The organism is Streptomyces sp. NPDC044063, assembly GCF_056434285.1.
The window spans coordinates 48028-66030 of sequence record NZ_JBWKFM010000030.1 but is presented as its reverse complement, the minus strand read 5'-3'; the positions used below and the strand labels follow the sequence as shown (position 1 = coordinate 66030).

17 protein-coding genes are annotated in these 18003 nt (G+C 73.6%); 9 read left to right on the top strand and 8 right to left on the bottom strand.

The window, feature by feature from the left end; translation table 11 throughout:
• Window positions 1–10: 10 nt before the first annotated feature.
• Entirely contained in the window at window positions 11–1618 is a 1608-nt protein-coding gene (locus tag AC07BS_RS28835; RefSeq protein WP_478641228.1) for an HtaA domain-containing protein, read from the top strand.
• An 81-nt stretch (window positions 1619–1699) separates the two neighbouring features.
• Here the strand turns inward: AC07BS_RS28835 and AC07BS_RS28830 are convergent, their stop codons facing one another.
• Together AC07BS_RS28830 and map are read right to left on the bottom strand one after the other, a co-directional pair.
• Window positions 1700–2362, bottom strand: coding sequence for a biliverdin-producing heme oxygenase (locus AC07BS_RS28830; RefSeq protein ID WP_478641227.1), 663 nt, complete (start codon window positions 2360–2362; stop codon window positions 1700–1702).
• A gap of 144 nt (window positions 2363–2506) precedes the next feature.
• Complete coding sequence (gene map / locus AC07BS_RS28825; protein ID WP_478934937.1) at window positions 2507–3364, bottom strand: type I methionyl aminopeptidase; 858 nt, start codon at window positions 3362–3364, stop codon at window positions 2507–2509.
• 67 nt (window positions 3365–3431) lie between these two features.
• Between map and AC07BS_RS28820 the strand changes: the two genes are divergently transcribed.
• Window positions 3432–3638 carry a hypothetical protein gene (locus AC07BS_RS28820; protein ID WP_478641225.1) on the top strand — a complete coding sequence of 69 codons (207 nt, stop codon included), beginning with the start codon at window positions 3432–3434 and terminating at the stop codon, window positions 3636–3638.
• Between the two features lie 49 nt (window positions 3639–3687).
• Here AC07BS_RS28820 and AC07BS_RS28815 read toward each other — a convergent pair whose 3' ends face one another.
• Together AC07BS_RS28815 and AC07BS_RS28810 are read right to left on the bottom strand one after the other, a co-directional pair.
• Window positions 3688–5013, bottom strand: coding sequence for an MFS transporter (locus tag AC07BS_RS28815; protein ID WP_478934936.1), 1326 nt, complete (start codon window positions 5011–5013; stop codon window positions 3688–3690).
• 74 nt (window positions 5014–5087) lie between these two features.
• Window positions 5088–5702, bottom strand: a complete 615-nt coding sequence (locus tag AC07BS_RS28810) for a hypothetical protein (protein WP_478641223.1) — start codon at window positions 5700–5702, stop codon at window positions 5088–5090.
• A 145-nt stretch (window positions 5703–5847) separates the two neighbouring features.
• On the opposite strand from AC07BS_RS28810, the gene npdG reads away from it, so the two are divergent.
• Together npdG and AC07BS_RS28800 are read left to right on the top strand one after the other, a co-directional pair.
• The gene (npdG, locus tag AC07BS_RS28805; RefSeq protein WP_478641221.1) at window positions 5848–6561 is read left to right on the top strand and encodes an NADPH-dependent F420 reductase; all 714 of its coding nucleotides are present in this window, start codon (window positions 5848–5850) and stop codon (window positions 6559–6561) included.
• A 78-nt stretch (window positions 6562–6639) separates the two neighbouring features.
• Entirely contained in the window at window positions 6640–6837 is a 198-nt protein-coding gene (locus AC07BS_RS28800) for a hypothetical protein (protein ID WP_478641220.1), read from the top strand.
• Between the two features lie 23 nt (window positions 6838–6860).
• Here AC07BS_RS28800 and AC07BS_RS28795 read toward each other — a convergent pair whose 3' ends face one another.
• Entirely contained in the window at window positions 6861–7655 is a 795-nt protein-coding gene (locus AC07BS_RS28795; RefSeq protein ID WP_478641219.1) for a site-2 protease family protein, read from the bottom strand.
• A gap of 127 nt (window positions 7656–7782) precedes the next feature.
• Between AC07BS_RS28795 and AC07BS_RS28790 the strand changes: the two genes are divergently transcribed.
• Window positions 7783–11178, top strand: coding sequence for an AfsR/SARP family transcriptional regulator (locus tag AC07BS_RS28790; protein WP_478641218.1), 3396 nt, complete (start codon window positions 7783–7785; stop codon window positions 11176–11178).
• Between the two features lie 55 nt (window positions 11179–11233).
• Here AC07BS_RS28790 and AC07BS_RS28785 read toward each other — a convergent pair whose 3' ends face one another.
• From AC07BS_RS28785 to panB, 3 genes are all read right to left on the bottom strand, one after another.
• Window positions 11234–12058, bottom strand: coding sequence for an ABC transporter permease (locus AC07BS_RS28785; RefSeq protein WP_478641217.1), 825 nt, complete (start codon window positions 12056–12058; stop codon window positions 11234–11236).
• Entirely contained in the window at window positions 12055–13083 is a 1029-nt protein-coding gene (locus tag AC07BS_RS28780; RefSeq protein WP_478641215.1) for an ATP-binding cassette domain-containing protein, read from the bottom strand. The genes AC07BS_RS28785 and AC07BS_RS28780 overlap by 4 nt, the downstream gene beginning before the upstream one ends.
• 127 nt (window positions 13084–13210) lie before the next feature.
• Window positions 13211–14080, bottom strand: a complete 870-nt coding sequence (gene panB / locus AC07BS_RS28775) for a 3-methyl-2-oxobutanoate hydroxymethyltransferase (RefSeq protein WP_478641214.1) — start codon at window positions 14078–14080, stop codon at window positions 13211–13213.
• A gap of 158 nt (window positions 14081–14238) precedes the next feature.
• On the opposite strand from panB, the gene AC07BS_RS28770 reads away from it, so the two are divergent.
• The 4 genes from AC07BS_RS28770 to AC07BS_RS28755 all read left to right on the top strand — a co-directional run bounded on the left by AC07BS_RS28770 (window position 14239) and on the right by AC07BS_RS28755 (window position 17989).
• Window positions 14239–15870: an MFS transporter gene (locus AC07BS_RS28770; protein WP_478641213.1), complete on the top strand. Its 1632-nt coding sequence runs from the start codon at window positions 14239–14241 to the stop codon at window positions 15868–15870.
• Window positions 15867–16463, top strand: coding sequence for a TetR/AcrR family transcriptional regulator (locus AC07BS_RS28765; protein WP_478641211.1), 597 nt, complete (start codon window positions 15867–15869; stop codon window positions 16461–16463). Before AC07BS_RS28770 ends, AC07BS_RS28765 begins: the two co-directional genes overlap by 4 nt.
• Before the next feature lie 247 nt (window positions 16464–16710).
• Complete coding sequence (locus AC07BS_RS28760) at window positions 16711–17736, top strand: endonuclease/exonuclease/phosphatase family protein (RefSeq protein WP_478641209.1); 1026 nt, start codon at window positions 16711–16713, stop codon at window positions 17734–17736.
• Window positions 17737–17776: 40 nt separating this feature from the next.
• Window positions 17777–17989: a DUF2277 domain-containing protein gene (locus AC07BS_RS28755; protein ID WP_478641208.1), complete on the top strand. Its 213-nt coding sequence runs from the start codon at window positions 17777–17779 to the stop codon at window positions 17987–17989.
• Window positions 17990–18003 lie beyond the last annotated feature (14 nt).

The following is an 18003-nucleotide window of genomic DNA, read 5'->3' as shown; positions in this document are numbered from 1 at the left end:
AGTAGAGACGATGACTGCCACCGCACGCCGCGCAGCGCTCGCGGCGCTGGCCACGGCGACCACCTTGGGCGCCACCGCGCTGACCGTGCCGGCGTACGCGGGGGAGGCCCCCGCCACGGCCGAAGGGCAGCAGCAGCCGGCGATGCAGATCAAGGACGGCACGCTCGAGTGGGGAGTGAAGGAATCCTTCCGTAAGTACGTCGTCAAGCACGAAGGCCGGATCAGGCTCGTTGACGGCGCCCAGCAGGCCGCGAACAACGGCGCCTTCACCTTCTCGGGCGGCACCGGCAGCTACGACCGCTCCACGCGCGCGGTCACCACGACCTTCAAGGGCGGCGTGCACTTCCAGTCGCACCGGAAGGGCAGCGGCTACCTGCTCGATCTGAAGTTCTCCGACATCAAGTTCCGCACCGACGCCCCCTCGAAGGGCGCGAAGGGCAGCATCACCGCGGACGTCACGCGCGGGAAGAAGACCGAGCAGGACGTCGCCATCGCCTCGTTCGAGGTGAAGCAGGAGCAGATGGGTGAAGGCGCGGACGGCGCCTACACCTTCACGAAGATACCCACCCAGCTGACGGCGGACGGCGTCAAGGCCTTCTCGTACGAGGAGAACGGGCAGACCGTCTCCGACTACGAGGAAGGCGAGAACCTCGACGCGGTCACCGTCGCGGTGAAGGCCGCCGCTCCGGGGACGGACACCGGCAAGGGTCAGGACCCCGACAAGGGCAAGGACCCGGGCAAGGACCCCGGCAAGGGCAAGGGCGAGGGCGAGGACCCGGACAAGGGCAAGGACCCCGGCAAGGACAAGAACCCCCAGCCGGACGGCACGTCCGATCAGGGCAAGCTCTACGACGGAAACCTCTACTGGGGCGTCAAGCAATCCTTCCGCGGCTACATCGAGAAGCGGAAGGGCAGGATCGAGCTCACCGACGGCGCGAAGACCCACAGCTCGGCCGGCTTCCAGTTCCCCAAGGGGAGCGGCAAGTTCGACGCCGCGTCCGGTGAGCTGACGGCGGGCTTCAACGGGTCCGTCCGCTTCACGGCGCACGGTGGGGGGCTGGACCTCAAGTTCAGCGACCTCAAGGTCAAGGCGAAGGGCACCACCGGCACGCTGGCCGCCAAGGTCACCGCCAAGGGTTCCGTCCGCGACGTGGAGCTCGCGAAGCTCACGCTCACCGAGGGCTCGCTCATGCCCAAGGACGGTGTGCTGGCGCTGAACGGGGCGACGGCGAAGCTGACGAAGGAGGGCGCCGAGGCGTTCGCGGGCTACTACGAGGAGGGCGACGACCTCGACCCCGTGAACCTGGCCGTCGCCACCGACCCGAACGCGAAGCTCCCCGACGGCCCCGGCACCTCCACCACCGGCGGCACGACCGGCGGCTCCTCCACCGGCGGCTCCAGCGCGGGCGGTTCCACCACCGGCGGTTCCACGACGGGCGGCTCGACCACCGGTGGTTCCACCACGGGCGGTTCCACCACCGGTGGCGACACCGGCTCGCTCGCCCAGACCGGGTCCGACACCCCCACCGGGCCGCTGCTCGGCGCGGCCGGTGCCATGGTGCTCGCGGGCGGCGGGGCCGTCTGGGCCACGCGGCGCCGCCAGGGCGCCCGCGGCTGACGCCCGGCGCCCCGGAACGCACCCGCGCCCGCCGGTCACGGTGACCGGCGGGCGCGGGCGTTCGTGCGGTCGGCAGGGTGGTCAGGCGCTCAGCGGGAACTCCCGGCCCAGCGCCTGGAAGACGGCCGTGTTCAGCGCGAACGCGCGCCGGCACTCCTCGATGACCCGCTGCTTCTCCAGGTCGTCCACGGGCAGCGCGTCCAGCAGCTCGCGGTACTCCCGCTTGAAGGCGGCGGGATTGCCGATGCCCTCGAAGACGTAGAAGCGGACGCCGTCGCCCTTGCGGGCGAAGCCCCAGGTCTTCTCGGCGGTGCCGCGGATGATCTGGCCGCCGGAGAGATCGCCGAGGTAGCGGGTGTAGTGGTGGGCGACGTAGCCCGCCGGCCACTCACGGGCGCACTCCTCGACGCGGGCCGCGTACGCCGCCGTGGCGGGCAGCGGCACGAGGCCGTCGCGCCAGCCGGGGCCGCCCAGATGGGCCAGGTCGCGCTCGAGCTGGGCGGTCCGGGCCAGCTCGGGCCGTATGAACGGTCCGGCGACGGGGTCGGCGGCGAGGGCCGCGGACCCGGACTCCAGGGCCCGGTAGACGAACCAGAGCTGCTCGGTGTAGCGGCGGTAGGCGTCGATCCCGAGCCGGCCCCCGAGCATGTCGCTCATGAACGACGAGTTCTCGGCCTCCGTGTGCTGTTCGTGGGAGGCGGTGCGGATGAGCGTGGAGAACGGAGTCGTGGCGGGCGAGTCCAAGGCGGACCTCCGGTGGACCGAGGGCGGGAAGAATCGCGGGCATGACGGGCGAAAGCGGGTACGCCGGGACGCGCCGCCTCCGCCCATCCTCTCCAGTTAGGCTTACCTAAGTCAATTGCTTCCCGACAAGCTGTCGGTAAAACCCTACGGGAGCGTCAGGATCTCCGCACCCGTGTCCGTCACCACCAGGGTGTGCTCGAACTGCGCCGTGCGCTTGCGGTCCTTGGTGACGACAGTCCAGCCGTCCGCCCACATGTCGTACTCGTGGGTCCCCAGCGTCAGCATCGGCTCGATGGTGAAGGTCATGCCGGGCTGGATGAGGGTGTCGTGGTGGGGGCTGTCGTAGTGGGGGACGATCAGGCCGGAGTGGAAGGACGAGTTGATGCCGTGCCCCGTGAAGTCGCGGACGACGCCGTAGCCGAAGCGCTTGGCGTACGACTCGATGACCCGGCCGATGATGTTGATCCGGCGGCCCGGCCTGACCGCCTTGACGGCCCGGTTCAGGGCCTCGCGCGTGCGCTCGACGAGGAGGCGCGACTCGTCGTCGACGTCGCCGCAGAGGTAGGTGGCGTTGTTGTCGCCGTGGACGCCGCCGATGTAGGCCGTCACGTCGAGGTTGACGATGTCGCCGTCGCGCAGGACGGTCGAGTCCGGGATGCCGTGGCAGATGACCTCGTTGATCGACGCGCACAGCGACTTGGGGAAGCCGCGGTAGCCGAGCGTGGAGGGGTACGCGCCGTGGTCGCACATGTACTCGTGCGCCACCCGGTCCAGCTCGTCGGTGGTGACGCCCGGCGCGATGTGCTTGGCCGCCTCCTCCATCGCCCGCGCGGCGATGCCGCCCGCGATCCGCATCTTCTCGATCGTCTCGGCGTCCTGGACCTCGGGCCCGTCGTACGGAGTGGGAGCGGGCCGTCCGACGTACTCGGGCCGCGGGATCGAGGCGGGGACGGAACGGGCGGGGGAGAGGGTCCCCGGGACAAGAAGCGACTGGCCAGACATGTCAGCGAGTGTAGCCAGGGCGTATCGGGGACGATGTGGGCGAGAAGGTGACGCGAGGGAGACGGTGATGGCTCTGTTCAAGCGCCGCACGGCGGGCAGGCCGGGCGAGTGGTACTACTGCCTGGAGCATCAGGCGGTGGAGGAGGGCCCGCAGTGCCGGGCCGCGGACCGGCTGGGTCCGTACGCGTCGCGCGAGGAGGCGTCGCACGCGATGGAGACCGCCCGCGAGCGGAACGAGGAGTGGCGGGAGGACCCGCGCTGGAAGGAAGACTGAGGTGATGGGCCCCGGGCCGGGCTGATTCCAGCCCGGCCGGGGGGTGCCGCTAGGCGGCCTCCGCCACCCCGGCCGCCGCCTTCCGCTCCCGCATCCGCGCCGCGTGCGGGTCCGTCCGCTGGTCGTACGTCATCAGCTTCGGCAGCGACACGGCCAGCAGGCCCACCGACGCCACGCACGCCAGACCGCCGGTCCACACCGAGGCGCGGACGTTGGTCAGCGAGGCCATGCCGCCCGCCCGGACCTGGCCCAGCTGCGGGCCCACCGAGTACGACAGCAGCTCGATGCCGGCGAGCCGGCCGCGCAGCTCGTCGGGGATCGTCTGGTCCCACATGGCCGAGCGGAACAGGCCGCTCACGGTGTCGCACGCCCCGGCCGCCGCCAGGAAGAACAGCACCAGCCAGACGTTGTGCATCCAGCCCGCCACCGCCATGGCCAGGCCCCAGCCGGCGGCCGCGAGGACCACCATCCGGCCGTGCCGGTGGACGTTCGAGATCCAGCCGCTGGTCAGGGAGACCACCAGCGAGCCGACCGCGCCCGCCGCGTACATCAGGCCCAGCGCCCACGGCGCGTCCAGGTCGTCGGCGAGGAACGGGAAGATCGCCGTGGGGAAGGCGAAGAACATCGCCGCCATGTCGACCGCGTACGTGCCCAGCAGCTCCTTGCGGCTCCAGGCGTAGCGGGCGCCCTCCAGGACGCCGCGCAGCGAGGGCTTCTCGGCGTCGTGCGCGGCGGGCGAGGGCGCCAGCCGGAGGGCGAGGAGGACGGAGACCGCGTACGAGACGACGTCCAGCGCGTAGGCCAGCTGGAGCCCGGCGAAGGCGATGACCACGCCCGCCAGGGAGGGGCCCGCGATGGCGCCGACCTGCCAGCGCAGCGAGTTCAGGGCGGTGGCGGCCGGCAGCATCTCGTGCGCCACGATGCGCGGGACGATCGCCTGGAGCGCGGGCCGCTGGAGCCCGGTCAGGGCGCTGACCAGCGCGGCGACCACGTACAGCGGCCAGATCATGGGGTGCGGCAGGACGGTGTTGAGCAGCAGCAGGGTGCTCAGCACACCGAGGCCGGCCTCGGTCCACAGGATCAGCTTGCGGCGGTCCATGGCGTCGGCGAGCGCGCCGCCGTAGAGGCCGAAGACGATCAGCGGGACGAGCTCGACCGCGCCGATCGCGCCGACCGCGAGGGTCGAGCCGGTGAGCTCCTTGAGCTGGAGCGGCACGGCGATGAAGGTCAGGAAGCTGCCGAAGACCGTCACCAGGCCCGCCAGCCACATGCGGCGGAAGTCGGCCGACGCGTGCCAGGGGGTGAGGTCGGGCAGCAGGGCGCGCAGCCGGCGGGAACGGGAAGGGCTGGGGGAGGGGGGATGGTGCTCGGTCACGGGGCACCATGGTGAGGGCGGGCACCTGATGTGGCAAAACTATTTTTTTCGGTCAGCCCGGCACCGGGGTCCGGTCACCACCGGTCGGGGGGCGGGGCGGCGAGCTGGTCGGCGAGGCGTGACAGCCGGTCGCGCAGCCGCCCGCCCCGCCGGGCGGGTGGCGCGTTCTCCCCGGCGGCGGCGCTCAGCAGGTGCTGCGCGGTCTCCAGATCGATCTCCGCCGAGGCCGGCACCGCCAGCGCGTCATGGGCGAGGGCGCGCAGGTCGTGGTGGTGGGCCGCGGTGCCGTCGTCGTCGAGGGCCAGCACGGTCGCCCCGCCCCGGCGGGCGTCGTGCACCCGCTCCAGCAGGCCCTCCCCGGGCGGCCCCGGCGCCACCACCAGCACCGTTTCGCCGCGCCCGGCCGCCTCCAGCCGGCCCAGCCCGGCCGACAGATGGGCGGGAGCCCCGGGCGGCACCCGGTGGCGCACCAGCGTGGGGGACAGCCCCGGCAGCCCGGACCAGGCCGCCTCGTCGTCGAGGTGGGCGGCGAGATGCCACGGCTCGTACTCCGCGGTGCCCACCAGCAGCAGGCCCCCGCCATGGGTGGCCACCGACGTGCGCAGCGTCCCCGCGAAGCGGCGCGTGGCCCGCAGCCACTCGGTTCCGGCCAGTGCTTCGCGCAGCAGTGCGACCCGTACGGCGTCCATATGCCGCATCCTTCACCCAACCGCCGCACCGGACCGTGGAGTTGCGGGGCGGCTCACCCGTTCGGGCGCGGCGGCCCGCCACGCCCCGGCCGGCGGCGGCGCACCGGCCCGCCGGGCCCGGGAACGGCGTGACAGTATCGCCGTCATGACTACTTCTGATGACGTGAAGGACGTGAAGAAGGCCCCGGCGAAGGACCCTTGGGACCTTCCCGACGTTTCCGGCCTCGTGGTCGGCGTGCTCGGCGGTACCGGTGACCAGGGGCGCGGCCTGGCCTACCGGCTGGCCAAGGCGGGCCAGAAGGTGATCATCGGTTCGCGGGCCGCCGAGCGGGCGGAGACGGCCGCCGCGGAGCTGGGCCTGGGCATCGAGGGCGCGGACAACGCCACGTGTGCCCGCCGCAGCGACGTCGTGATCGTCGCCGTGCCGTGGGAGGGCCACGCCAAGACGCTGGAGGCGCTGCGCGCCGACCTCGCCGGCAAGCTGGTGATCGACTGCGTCAACCCGCTCGGCTTCGACAAGCAGGGCGCCTACGCCCTCACGCCGGAGGAGGGCAGCGCGGCCCAGCAGGCCGCCGCGCTGCTGCCGGACTCGCGGGTGACCGCCGCCTTCCACCACCTGTCCGCCGTGCTGCTCTCCGACCCCGCGGTCGAGGAGATCGACACCGATGTGATGGTGCTCGGCGAGAAGCGGGCCGACACCGACATCGTGCAGGCGCTCGCCGGCCGCATCCCCGGCATGCGCGGCGTCTTCGCGGGCCGGCTGCGCAACGCCCACCAGGTGGAATCGCTGGTCGCCAACCTGATCTCCGTGAACCGCCGCTACAAGGCGCACGCGGGGCTCCGCGTCACCGACGTCTGACGCGCCCGGGGCATGGGGGACAATGACCGGGATCGTACGCACATGTGCGCCCCCGGACGCCGGACAGGAGCCGCCCCCATGCCCCGCCTCGCCCTCTACGCCCTCGCCGTGTGCGTCCTCGCCGTGGCGGCCGCAGCCGTCTCGTTCGCCGAGGGCAGCTGGCTGGGCATCGTCTGGATCCTGCTGCTCGGCGTGTCCTCGAACATCGCCTGGTACTACCTGCGCAAGGCGAAGAACGACAAGGCGGCGGCCGAGCGGGGCGGCGTCACGGGCTGACCGGCGTCACCGGCCGGGCCGCGTCACGGGTTGAGCGGGACGGCGGCGTTGCCCTCCCAGAAGCGGAAGAGACGCCAGCCGTTCCAGGTGTCCCACTCGCTGACCCCGAGGGCCCGCAGCACCGCGTCGATCATGTCGAAGAACGCGTGGTTGACCTCGGGGATCCACAGGAAGCCGAAGACCGCGAGCAGGCCGAACGGGGCGAAGGGCTCCAGCTGGCGGCGCACCTTCGCCGACAGCCAGGGCTCGATCACGCCGTAGCCGTCCAGGCCGGGGACCGGCAGGATGTTCAGGATCGTGGCGGTCACCTCCAGCATGACGAGGAAGCCGAGCGCGTAGCGGAGGTCGTCCGGCACGCCGTCGAGGGCACCCAGCCAGAACGGCGCCGAGACCACCGCGGCGAAGACGAGGTTCGTCAGCGGGCCGGCCGCCGAGACCAGGCTCCGCTTCCACCGGCCGCGGATGCGGTGCTGCTCGATGAAGACCGCGCCGCCGGGCAGACCGATGCCGCCCAGCACGACGAACACCAGCGGCAGCACGATGCTCAGCAGGGCGTGGGTGTAGGCGAGCGGGTTGAGGGTGAGGTAGCCGCGGGCGCCCACCGAGATGTCGCCGCCGTGGAGGGCGGTCCGGGCGTGCGCGAACTCGTGGAGGCACAGCGACACGATCCACGCCGAGGTCACGAACAGGAACACGGGCAGGCCCGGGTTCTTCGCGAAGTCGTTCCACACGGCCCATATGGAGACCGCCATGACGGCGACGAGGGCGAGGAAGACGGGGCTGATGCGCCGCTCGCCGCGGGCCGCGTCCGTTGTCATGAGTAGTGCTCCTGGGGAGGGGAGGGGCCGCCGGGACACCCCGCGGCCGGTGGGCGTACCGGGCGACGGTACTCGGTGCGCGACGATAAGGCGTAGCACGAAGTTCGAGCGGGGGGAGAATAGGGCGATGCGTTACGGCATCCTCGGCAGCACCCAGGTCCATTCCGGTGACGGGAACCTCCTTCCCCTCGGCGGGGCCCGGCTGCGCGCGCTGCTGGCCGCGCTGGCCCTGCGGCCCGGCCGGGTCCTGGACCCCGAGACGCTGATCGCCGAGGTCTGGGACGGCGCGCCGCCCGCCGACGCCACCGGCGCCCTGCAGGCGCTCGTCGGCCGGCTGCGGCGGGCCGTCGGCCACGACACGGTGGCCTCCGTAGCCGGCGGCTACCGGCTGTGCGCCGAGCCCGACGACGTCGACCTCCACCGCTTCGAGCGGCTCGCCGGCGAGGGCGAGCGGGCGCTGGCCGACGGCGACCCCGCCAAGGCCAGGGGCCTCCTCGACGACGCCCTCGCCCTGTGGCGGGGCCCGGCCCTGGCCGACCTCCCCGACCGCACCGCGCCGGCCGCCCGCTGTGACACCCGCCGCCTCGCCGCCCGCCGCGCCCGGCTGGCCGCCGGCGTGGCCCTCGGCGACGCCGCCGCGGTCCTGCCCGAGCTGGCCGAGCTCTGCGACGCCCATCCGCTGGACGAGCCGCTCCAGGTCATCCGGCTGCGCGCGCTGCGCGCCGCCGGCCGCCCGGCGGAGGCCCTCGCCGCGTACGCGGACGTGGCCCGCTCCCTGGCCGACCGCCTGGGCACCGACCCGGGCCCGGCCCTGCGCGCCCTCCACACCGAACTCCTCGCCTCGGAGCCGGTCCCCGACACCACGACGGCGCCACGCCCGGGTGCCGGGCCGGCCGTCGCCCCGCAGGCCGGCGGGCCCGGTTCCGGTCCCGGTGCGTACGCCCCCGGTGGGGCCGAGGGCGCCGCGGCCCACGTCGCCGCTCCCCGGGGGAACCTGCGGGCCCGGCTGACCTCGTTCGTCGGGCGGGAGGGGGAGCTCGCGCTGATCCGCCAGGATCTCGGGCGGCACCGGCTGGTGACCCTGCTGGGGCCCGGCGGGGCCGGCAAGACGCGGCTGTCGCAGGAGGCCGCCGAGGCCTCCGCCGCCGCGGAGGACCGCTGGCCCGACGGCGTGTGGCTGGCGGAGCTCGCGCCCGTCGACGACCCCGAGACCGTGCCCGAGGCCGTGCTGACCGCGCTCGGGGCGCGCGAGACCGTGGTGCGCAGCAGCGCCACCGAGGGGCTGCGGGGGGCCACGACGGACGCCGCCCTCGACCCGCTGGGCCGGCTGGCGGAGCACTGCGCCCGCCGCCGGATGCTGCTCGTCCTGGACAACTGCGAGCACGTGATCGGGGCCGCGGCCCGGCTCGCCGAGACGCTGCTCGCGCACTGCCCCGGCGTCACCGTGCTCGCCACCAGCCGGGAACCCCTCGCCGTGCCCGGCGAGCTGGTGCGGCCCGTGGAGCCGCTGCCGGACCCGGTGGCGCTGCGGCTGCTCGCCGACCGGGGCGCGGCCGCCCGGCCCGGCTTCCGGGTGGAGGACGACCCGGCGGCCTGCGCGGAGATCTGCCACCGCCTGGACGGGCTGCCGCTCGCCATCGAGCTGGCCGCGGCCCGGCTGCGGCTGCTGACCCCGCGCGGCCTCGCCGACCGCCTCGACGACCGCTTCCGGCTGCTGACGTCCGGCAGCCGGACCGTGCTGCCCCGCCAGCAGACGCTGCGCGCGGTCGTCGACTGGTCGTGGGACCTGCTGGACGCGCCCGAACGCGCCGTGCTGCGCCGGCTGTCCGTCTTCTCCGGCGGCTGCGACCTGGTGGCCGCCGAGGAGGTGTGCGCCGACGGCGCGGAGGTCGACGCGCTGGACGTGGCGGTCCTGCTCGGCTCGCTGGTCGACAAGTCGCTCGTGGTCGCGGCGCCCGCGGCCGGTGGCCAGATGCGCTACCGGCTGCTGGAGACCGTCGGGGAGTACGCCGGCGAGCGGCTGGACGAGGCCGGCGAGCGGGCGGCGGTCGAGCGGCTGCACCTGGTGGCCTACCGCGAACTGGCCCGCACCGCCGACCCCCTGCTGCGCGGTCCGGAGCAGCGCGCCTGGCTGGACCTGCTGGAGCGGGAGCACGACAACCTCCGCTCCGCGCTGCGCCGCGCCGTCGCCGCGGGCGAGGAGCAGGAGGCGCTGTGCCTCGTGCTGTCCCTGGGCTGGTTCTGGCAGCTGCGCGACCACCGCGCCGACGCCCGGCACTGGGCCGGGGCCGTCGCCGGGCTCGGCCCCGACCCGTTCGCCGATCCCGTCGTCCTGGCGCCGCCCCTGCTGCAGAGCTGCACGGAGCTGCCCCCGCCGATGCCGCCCGACCTGCTGCAGGAGGCGCGGCGGGGCGTCCGGCTGATCGCGGTCGCCAACTTCGAGGCCAATATGCGGGAGATCGGCGAGCCGGAGACGCAGCGCCTGCTGCGCGGCATCGTCACCGCCTACGGCGACGGGCAGCCGCAGAACTGCCGGGTGCCGGGTGTGATGTGGTACTACGCGAGCCTGATGACCGGGGCCGTGGACGACCTCTACGCGATCCTCGACGACGCCGTGGACCGCTGCCGCGCGCTGGGCTACGCCTGGGAGCTCGCCAACATGCTCCAGCTGCGCGCCAAGGTCCTCAACGACAGCCCGGACCGGATGGACCAGGGCATCGCGGACGCCGACGAGAGCCTGGAGATCTTCCGCGGTCTGGGCGATTCCTGGGGAGTGGCCGAGGCGCTGTCCGGCCGGGGCGAGGCCCTGGAGAAGCGGGGCAGGTTCGCGGACGCGGCCGAGGACTACCGGGAGGCCATCGACCGGGTCCGGGAGCTGGGTTCCGAGGGCCAGGTGCCGCTGCTGCGGGCCCGGCTGACGGAGGTGCTGGTCGAGGACGGCAGGCTCGACCTGGTGGAGGCGGAGGGCCTCTACCGGGAGGCGCTCGCCGACGTCGAGCGGGCCGGCCCGGACGCCGCCGCGTTCGTCCGCGTCCAGCTCGGCATCCTGCTGGGCCGGCAGCACCGGCTGGCGGAGGCGGCGGAGATCTTCGAGGAGCTGGCCGCCGAGTTCGGGGACCGGGCCATCCCGGTGTTCGAGGCCATGATGCACGGACTGCTGGCCTGGGTGGAGACCGTGCGGGGCCGTCCCGGGGACGCGCTGCCCCGGCTGCGCCTGGCCCTGGAGAAGGCCGACGACCGGCTCAGCAGGCTGATAGCGCCGCAGATGACCGCGATACAGCTGCTCAACGCCGGGCACGCGTACGCCGTGCTGGGCGGCGCGGAGCACGCCGCGAAGGGCGCCCGGCTGATCGGCGCCTCCGACGCGATGCGCCCGGCCGCCTTCCACATCGCGTCCCTGGAACGGGACATCCACACGGCCGCCGTGGAGCGGGCCCGCGCCGAGCTGGGGGAGGAGGCGTACGGGCGTGCGTACGCCGAGGGCGCCGGACTCTCTCCCGAGGAGGCCGGCGCCCTGGTGTGACGCGTCCCGGTGCGCACCGGGCGGTGCCGCGCGGCCCTCGCGGGCCGCTTCCCGGTCACGTCTTCTTGCGGAAACGGGCGACCGCCAGCGGCGCCGTGACGACCGTGATGCCCACGGACCAGGCCAGCGTCATCCACACCGAGTGGGCGACCGGGCCGCCGTTGATCAGGTTGCGGGCGGCGTCGGCGAGGTTGGACAGCGGGTTGTAGCGGGTGAAGGTCTCCAGCCAGCCGGGCATGTTGCCGGGCGGCGCGAAGATGGAGCTGCCGAACTGGAGGGGCATCAGGACGAGCATGGCGATTCCCTGCACCGCCTGGGCCGTCCGCAGGGCCAGGCCCAGCAGGATGAAGATCCACATCAGGGAGGCGCCGAAGACCATGGCGAGCGCGACGGCCGCCAGCAGGTTGAACACCGAGGTGCTGACGGTCAGGCCGACCGCGAAGCCCATGGCCAGCAGGATCACGGTGCCGATGAGCATCCGGCCGGTCTCGACGACGATCTTCGCGATGAGGACGGAGGACCGGGCTATCGGCATGGTGCGGAAGCGGTCCATCACCCCCTTCTTGAAGTCGTCGTTGATGCCCGAGCCGACCGCCATGGAGATCTGGATGCCCATCATGGCCATCAGGCCGGGCACGAGGTAGTTGACGTACTCCTTCTCGTGGCCCTTGCCGGCGATGGAGCCGCCGAAGACATAGGTGAAGAGCAGGATGAAGATGATCGGCATCATGACCGCGTCGAACATCGACTCGGGGTCCTGCCTGATCTGGAGCATGTTGCGCCGGGCGAGGGCGCCGATGTGCCGGAGATTGCCCCGCAGGCCGATCCGGCCCTCCCGGGCGGGCGCCGCCGGGGGCGCGCTGACCGTCGTCGCGCTCATGCCGCGACCTCCACGAGCTCGTCGTTGCGGGTGGGCTGCTCGGCGTCGTGCGTGGACGTCTTCTGGCCCGTGATGGCGAGGAAGACCTCGTCGAGGCTGGGCAGGTGGGTGCTGATCCCGGCCAGGGCGAAGCCGCGCTCGCCCAGCAGGGACACCACGGCGGTCAGCTGCTCGTCGCTGACGATCGGGACGTTGACCACGCCCTCGGCCACGTCCGCGGTCGCGCCGGCGATGCCGTCGAGACCGGCCCGGGTGACCGCGTCGGCCAGCTCGTGGAGCCGGCCCGCGTCGGCCGGGCGGACCTGGAGGGTGCGGCCGCCGACCTTGGCCTTCAGCTCGTCCACCCGGCCGCCGGCGATGACCTTGCCGCGGTCGATGACGGTCAGCTCGTGGGCGAGCTGCTCGGCCTCCTCCATGTACTGCGTGGTGAGCAGGACCGTGGTGCCCTCGCCGACCATGCGCTGGACCTCCTCCCACACCTCGTTGCGGGTGCGGGGGTCGAGGCCGGTGGTGGGCTCGTCCAGGTAGAGCACCGACGGCCGGCCGATCATGGAGGCGGCCAGGTCGAGCCGGCGGCGCATACCGCCGGAGTAGGTGCCCGAGGGGCGCTTGGCGGCCTCGGTCAGCGAGAAGCGCTCCAGCATCTCGTCCGCGCGGCGGCGGGCGTCCTTGCGGGAGAGGTCGAGGAGCCGCCCGATCATGTAGAGGTTCTCCCAGCCGGAGAGCTTCTCGTCCACGGAGGCGTACTGGCCGGTGAGGCCGATGGTCCGGCGCAGCTGCCGGGGCTGGTGGACCACGTCGTAGCCGGCGACCCGGGCGGTGCCCGCGTCCGGCCGGATGAGGGTGGAGAGGCAGCGGACCAGCGTGGTCTTGCCCGCGCCGTTGGGGCCGAGGACACCGAGGACGGTGCCCTCGCGCACGTCCAGGTCGACCCCGTCCAGCGCTCTGGTCTCGCCGAAGTGCTTGACCAGGCCCCGTACTTCGACGGCGTTCCCGCCGCTTCGTGGGCTGTCGTTTCGCTTCATGGCCCTTACGGTGCCAGGCGTCACCGACAGCGGGCCGACGGCCGCCCGGCACCGGGTGCCGGGCACCGACAGGCCACCGACAGATCGCCGACAGCCCCCCGGTGCCCGGCCCCCGGGCCCTGGCGGATCAGTGGAAGGAGTGCTCCTCGGCCGGGTACGCGGCGCCGACGACGTCCTCCGCGAAGGCCTTCGCGGCGTCGCCGAGGGTCTCGCGCAGCCGCGCGTACTGCTTGACGAAGCGCGGCACCCGGCCGGACGTCATGCCGGCCATGTCGGTCCACACCAGCACCTGGGCGTCGCACTCCACGCCCGCGCCGATGCCGACGGTCGGGATGTGGAGGGTCCGGGTGACCTCGGCGGCCAGCTCCGCCGGGACCAGCTCCAGGACCACCGCGAAGGCGCCCGCGTCCTGGACGGCCTTGGCGTCGCGCAGCAGCTGCGCCGCCGCCTCCTCGCCGCGGCCCTGGACGGGGTAGCCGCCGTAGGCGTTGACCGACTGCGGGGTGAGGCCGATGTGCGCCATCACCGGGATGCCGGCCTGGACCAGCAGCTCGATCTGGTGGGCCGAGCGCTCGCCGCCCTCCAGCTTGACCGCGCCGACGCCCGCCTCCTTCACCAGCCGGGTGGCGTTGCGCAGCGCCTGGACCGGGCCCTCCTGGTACGAGCCGAAGGTCAGGTCGCCGACGATCAGGGCGCGCCGGGTGCCGCGTACGACGGCGGCCGAGAGCAGGGTCATCTGGTCCATGGTCACGGGGACCGTGGAGTCGTAGCCGAGGTGGCAGTTGCCCATGGAGTCGCCCACCAGCAGGACGGGTATGCCGGCCTCGTCGAAGACGGAGGCGGTCATCGCGTCGTAGGCGGTCAGCATGGGCCACTTCTCGCCGCGCTCCTTGGCGCGGGCGATGTCGCGGACGGTGATGCGCCGAGAGCTCGTTCCGCCGTACAGCGCCTTGTCGTTCCTCTGGCTGCTGTCGGGGGTCGTCACAGCGTGCGTCATGGCCGGTGCTCCTGTGTGTGTCGTCTCGAGGCGCCCTGACGGCGTCCCCGGATCCCCTCCATGCTGACACGGCCCGGGCGGGCGGGGAAGCGGCCCCCGCGGCCTCCCTGCGAGTGATACGAGACGGCACCGTATCGGAACTGCCCTAGGCTGGGACCATGGCAACCCCCGACACCCCCGCGCCGCCGCCCCGCAGGGTCCCCGAGGCCGTGCACCGCCGGCGCTGGGCCGTCCTGTCCGTCCTCCTGTGCAGCCTCCTCGTGGTCGTCCTCGGCAACTCCGTCCTCAACGTGGCGATGAAGACGCTCGCCGCGCCCGCGCCCGAGGGCCTGGGTGCCACCCAGAGCGAGCTGGAGTGGGCGATCAACTCCTACACGCTGGTGTTCGCCGGCATGCTGTTCACCGCGGGCCTGCTCGGCGACCGCTGGGGGCGCAAGCGGACGCTGATCTTCGGTATGGCCGTGTTCGGGATCGGCTCCGCGCTGGCCGCGCTGGCCGGCTCCCCGGAGGAGCTGATCGCCTACCGCGCGCTCATGGGCTTCGGCGGCGCCTTCGTGATGCCCTCGACGCTCGCCGTCATCATGAACGTCTTCGATCGCGAGGAGCAGCCCAAGGCCATCGGCATCTGGGCCGGCGCGGTCGGACTGGCCATCGCCCTGGGGCCGATCACCGGCGGCCTGCTGCTCAGCCACTTCTGGTGGGGCTCGGTCTTCCTGATCAACCTGCCCATCGTCACCGCGGCGCTGATCGCGATGATCGTGCTGGTGCCCGACTCCCGGGACCCGAGCCCGGGCCGGCTCGACCCGGTCGGCGTGCTGCTGTCCGTCGCCGGGCTCGTGCTGCTGGTCTACGGGATCATCAAGGGTGGCCAGCTCGCCGACTTCACCGTCCCCGAGGTCTGGGGGACGACCGGCGGCGGCCTGCTGGTGCTCACCCTGTTTGTCCTCCACGAGCGGCGCAGCGGCAACCCCGCGATGGACGTGCGCTACTTCCGGAACCCCGCCTTCTCGGCCGCCGTCACCTCGCTCGCCCTGGTCTTCTTCGGGCTGATGGGCGTCACCTTCTTCATGGTCTTCTACCTGCAGAGCGCCCGGGGCCTCACCCCGCTGCAGAGCGGGCTGCTGATGCTGCCGCTGGCCGCCGCCCAGATGGTCTTCGCGTCGCGCACCCGGATCGTCGTCCAGCGGTTCGGCGCCCGCGCCGTGTGCACCGCCGGCATGCTGGGCATGGCCGTCACGATGGCGGGCTACGCCTTCCTCGAGGCCGACACACCCCTGTGGGTGCTGGAGATCCTCTTCCTCTTCCAGGGCACCGCGATGGCGCACATCACCCCGCCCGCCACCGTCTCGATCATGCAGTCGCTGCCCCGGGAGAAGGCCGGCTCGGGCTCCGCGGTGAACAACACCTTCCGCCAGATCGGCGGCGCCCTCGGGGTCGCCGTCCTGGGCTCCGTCCTCTCCACCGTCTACCGCGACGGCGTCGCCGACCGGCTCGCGGCCGTCCCGGAGCTCGACGGGGAGGCCCGGCACGCGGCCGGCGAGTCGATCGAGGCCACCCTCGCCGTCGCCCGCCGGCTCGGCCCCGGCGGCCGCGACCTCGTGGGCCCGGCCCACGAGGCCTTCCTCCACGCCATGCACGTCACCGTCCTGGGCGCCGCCGCCTTCGCCCTGCTCGGGGCGCTGGTCGCGGTGCGCTTCCTGCCCGCCAAGGGCGCGGCCCGCGCCACCGCCGGGCCCGTCGGCGCCGACCCCCGGGCCCGGCAGGCCGAGGCCGAGGGGGCGGAGGGATGACCGCACCCACCGCGGGCCGCCCCGGCCGGCCGCGCAGCGCGGCCGTCGACACCGCCGTCGTCGAGACGGTGCTGCGGCTGCTGGAGGAGGGCACCGGCGTCGCCGAGCTGTCGATGGAGCGCATAGCCCGCGAGGCCGGCGTCGGCAAGGCCACCGTCTACCGGCGCTGGCCCGGCAAGGAGGCGGTGCTGCTCGACGTGCTGCGCTCCCTCGACGAGGCCGTGCCCGGCCCCACCGGGGGCCCGGTGCGCGACGACCTCGTCGCCCTGCTGGAGTTCCTGCGCCGGCGCGGCCTGGCCAAGCGCTCCTCCGCCGTCCTGCGCACCGTCGTGGCCGAGGTGCGGGCCCGGCCCGCGCTGTGGGACGAGTACCACGACACCGTCGTACGGGCCCGGCGCGAGGCGTTCGCGGCGGTGCTGCGGCGCGGCATGGCGAACGGGGAGGTCCGCGCCGACCTCGACGTCGCGTTCCTCACCGACCTCTTCGTCAGCCCGATGCTCTCCCGGGCGCTGTTCCACGCGGAGCAGGACCTTCCGGAGGGGTTGTCCGAGCGGATCGTGGACACCCTGCTGGAGGGCGTACGGCCGGCGTGAGGCCGGCGTGAGGCCGATGTGAGGCCGATGTGAGGCCGACGTGAGAAGGCACACGGGGGGACTCGTCCGAATGTGCCCGTTGTGTCACAGGAGCCCGTCCCGGCCGGGTCCGGAGGAACCCGCTCAGGCCGGACGCTCGTCCTCCTCCCCGACGCCCCGGCCAGGGACGTCGAGGATCGGACCCGCCGTCATGATCACCTATGGTCGGAGGGCGGGGAAGCAGCGGACGGAACGGGTGAGGACAGCGATGCCGCAGGCATACACGGAGGAGACGGGTCTCGGGGAAGCGGGTCCGGAGCGGACCGGCTCCGGAGTCCCGCACCTCCTGCGCCGGTGGCGGGACCAGTGGCGGGGCCGGGACGTCTGGCGACGCGGCGTGGTCGTGGCGGCCCTCGCCGTCCTGCTCGCCCTGCTGATGCTGCTGCACGCCGACATACCCAACCGGGTGGGCAACCTCGGCAGCCTCACCGAGACCTTCCTCCCCTGGCTGGGCCTGCTGATCCCGGTGCTGCTGGTGTGCGCGGTGATGCGGCGCTCGGCGACCGCCCTCGTCGCCCTGCTGCTGCCGGCCGTCATCTGGGTCAACCTCTTCGGCGGCCTGCTGGGCACCAAGTCCGCCAAGGGCGGCGACTTCACCGTCGCCACCCACAACGTCAACGCCCAGAACCCCGACCCCGCCGGCACCGCCCGGGCCGTCGCCGCCTCCGGCGCCGACGTCGTGGCCCTGGAGGAGCTCAGCGACGCCTCCCGCTACGAGCGCGCGCTGGCCGGCGCCTACCCGTACCACGCCGTGCACGGCACGGTCGGCGTGTGGAGCAGGTACCCGCTCTCCGACGACCGCCCGGTCGACATCCGCATGGGCTGGACCCGCGCGCTGCGCGCCACCGTCCAGACCCCGAAGGGCCCGGTCGCCGTCTACGTCGCCCACCTGCCGTCGGTGCGGGTGAAGTTCAACGCCGGCTTCACCGCCGGGCAGCGCGACAACAGCGCGGCCGCCCTCGGCCAGGCCATCGCCCGCGAGCCGGTCAAGAAGGTCGTCCTCCTCGGTGACCTCAACGGCACCATGAACGACCGTTCGCTGGCCCCCGTCACCTCGCAGCTGCGCTCGGCGCAGGGCGCGGCCGGGGACGGCTTCGGCTTCAGCTGGCCGGCGGGCTTCCCGATGGCCCGTATCGACCAGATCATGGTGCGCGGCGTGGCCCCGGTCTCGGCCTGGTCCCTGCCGGCGACGGCGAGCGACCACCTGCCGGTCGCGGCGCGCGTCACCCTCTGAGGCGCCGCCGCCGGGGGACGCCCGGGCGCACACTGGAGGCATGTGCCGGAGCATCAAGACCCTCAGGCCCCCGGTCACGCCCGACGCGGGCGAGGACGACATCCGGGCCGCCGCCCTCCAGTACGTGCGCAAGGTGTCCGGCTTCCGGGCGCCCGCCGCGCACAACCGGGCCGTCTTCGACGAGGCCGTGGACGCCGTGGCCGAGGCCACGGCGCGGCTCCTCGACGGCCTGGTCGTGCGCGGGGCGTCGTAGGGAGGCCCCGGGGG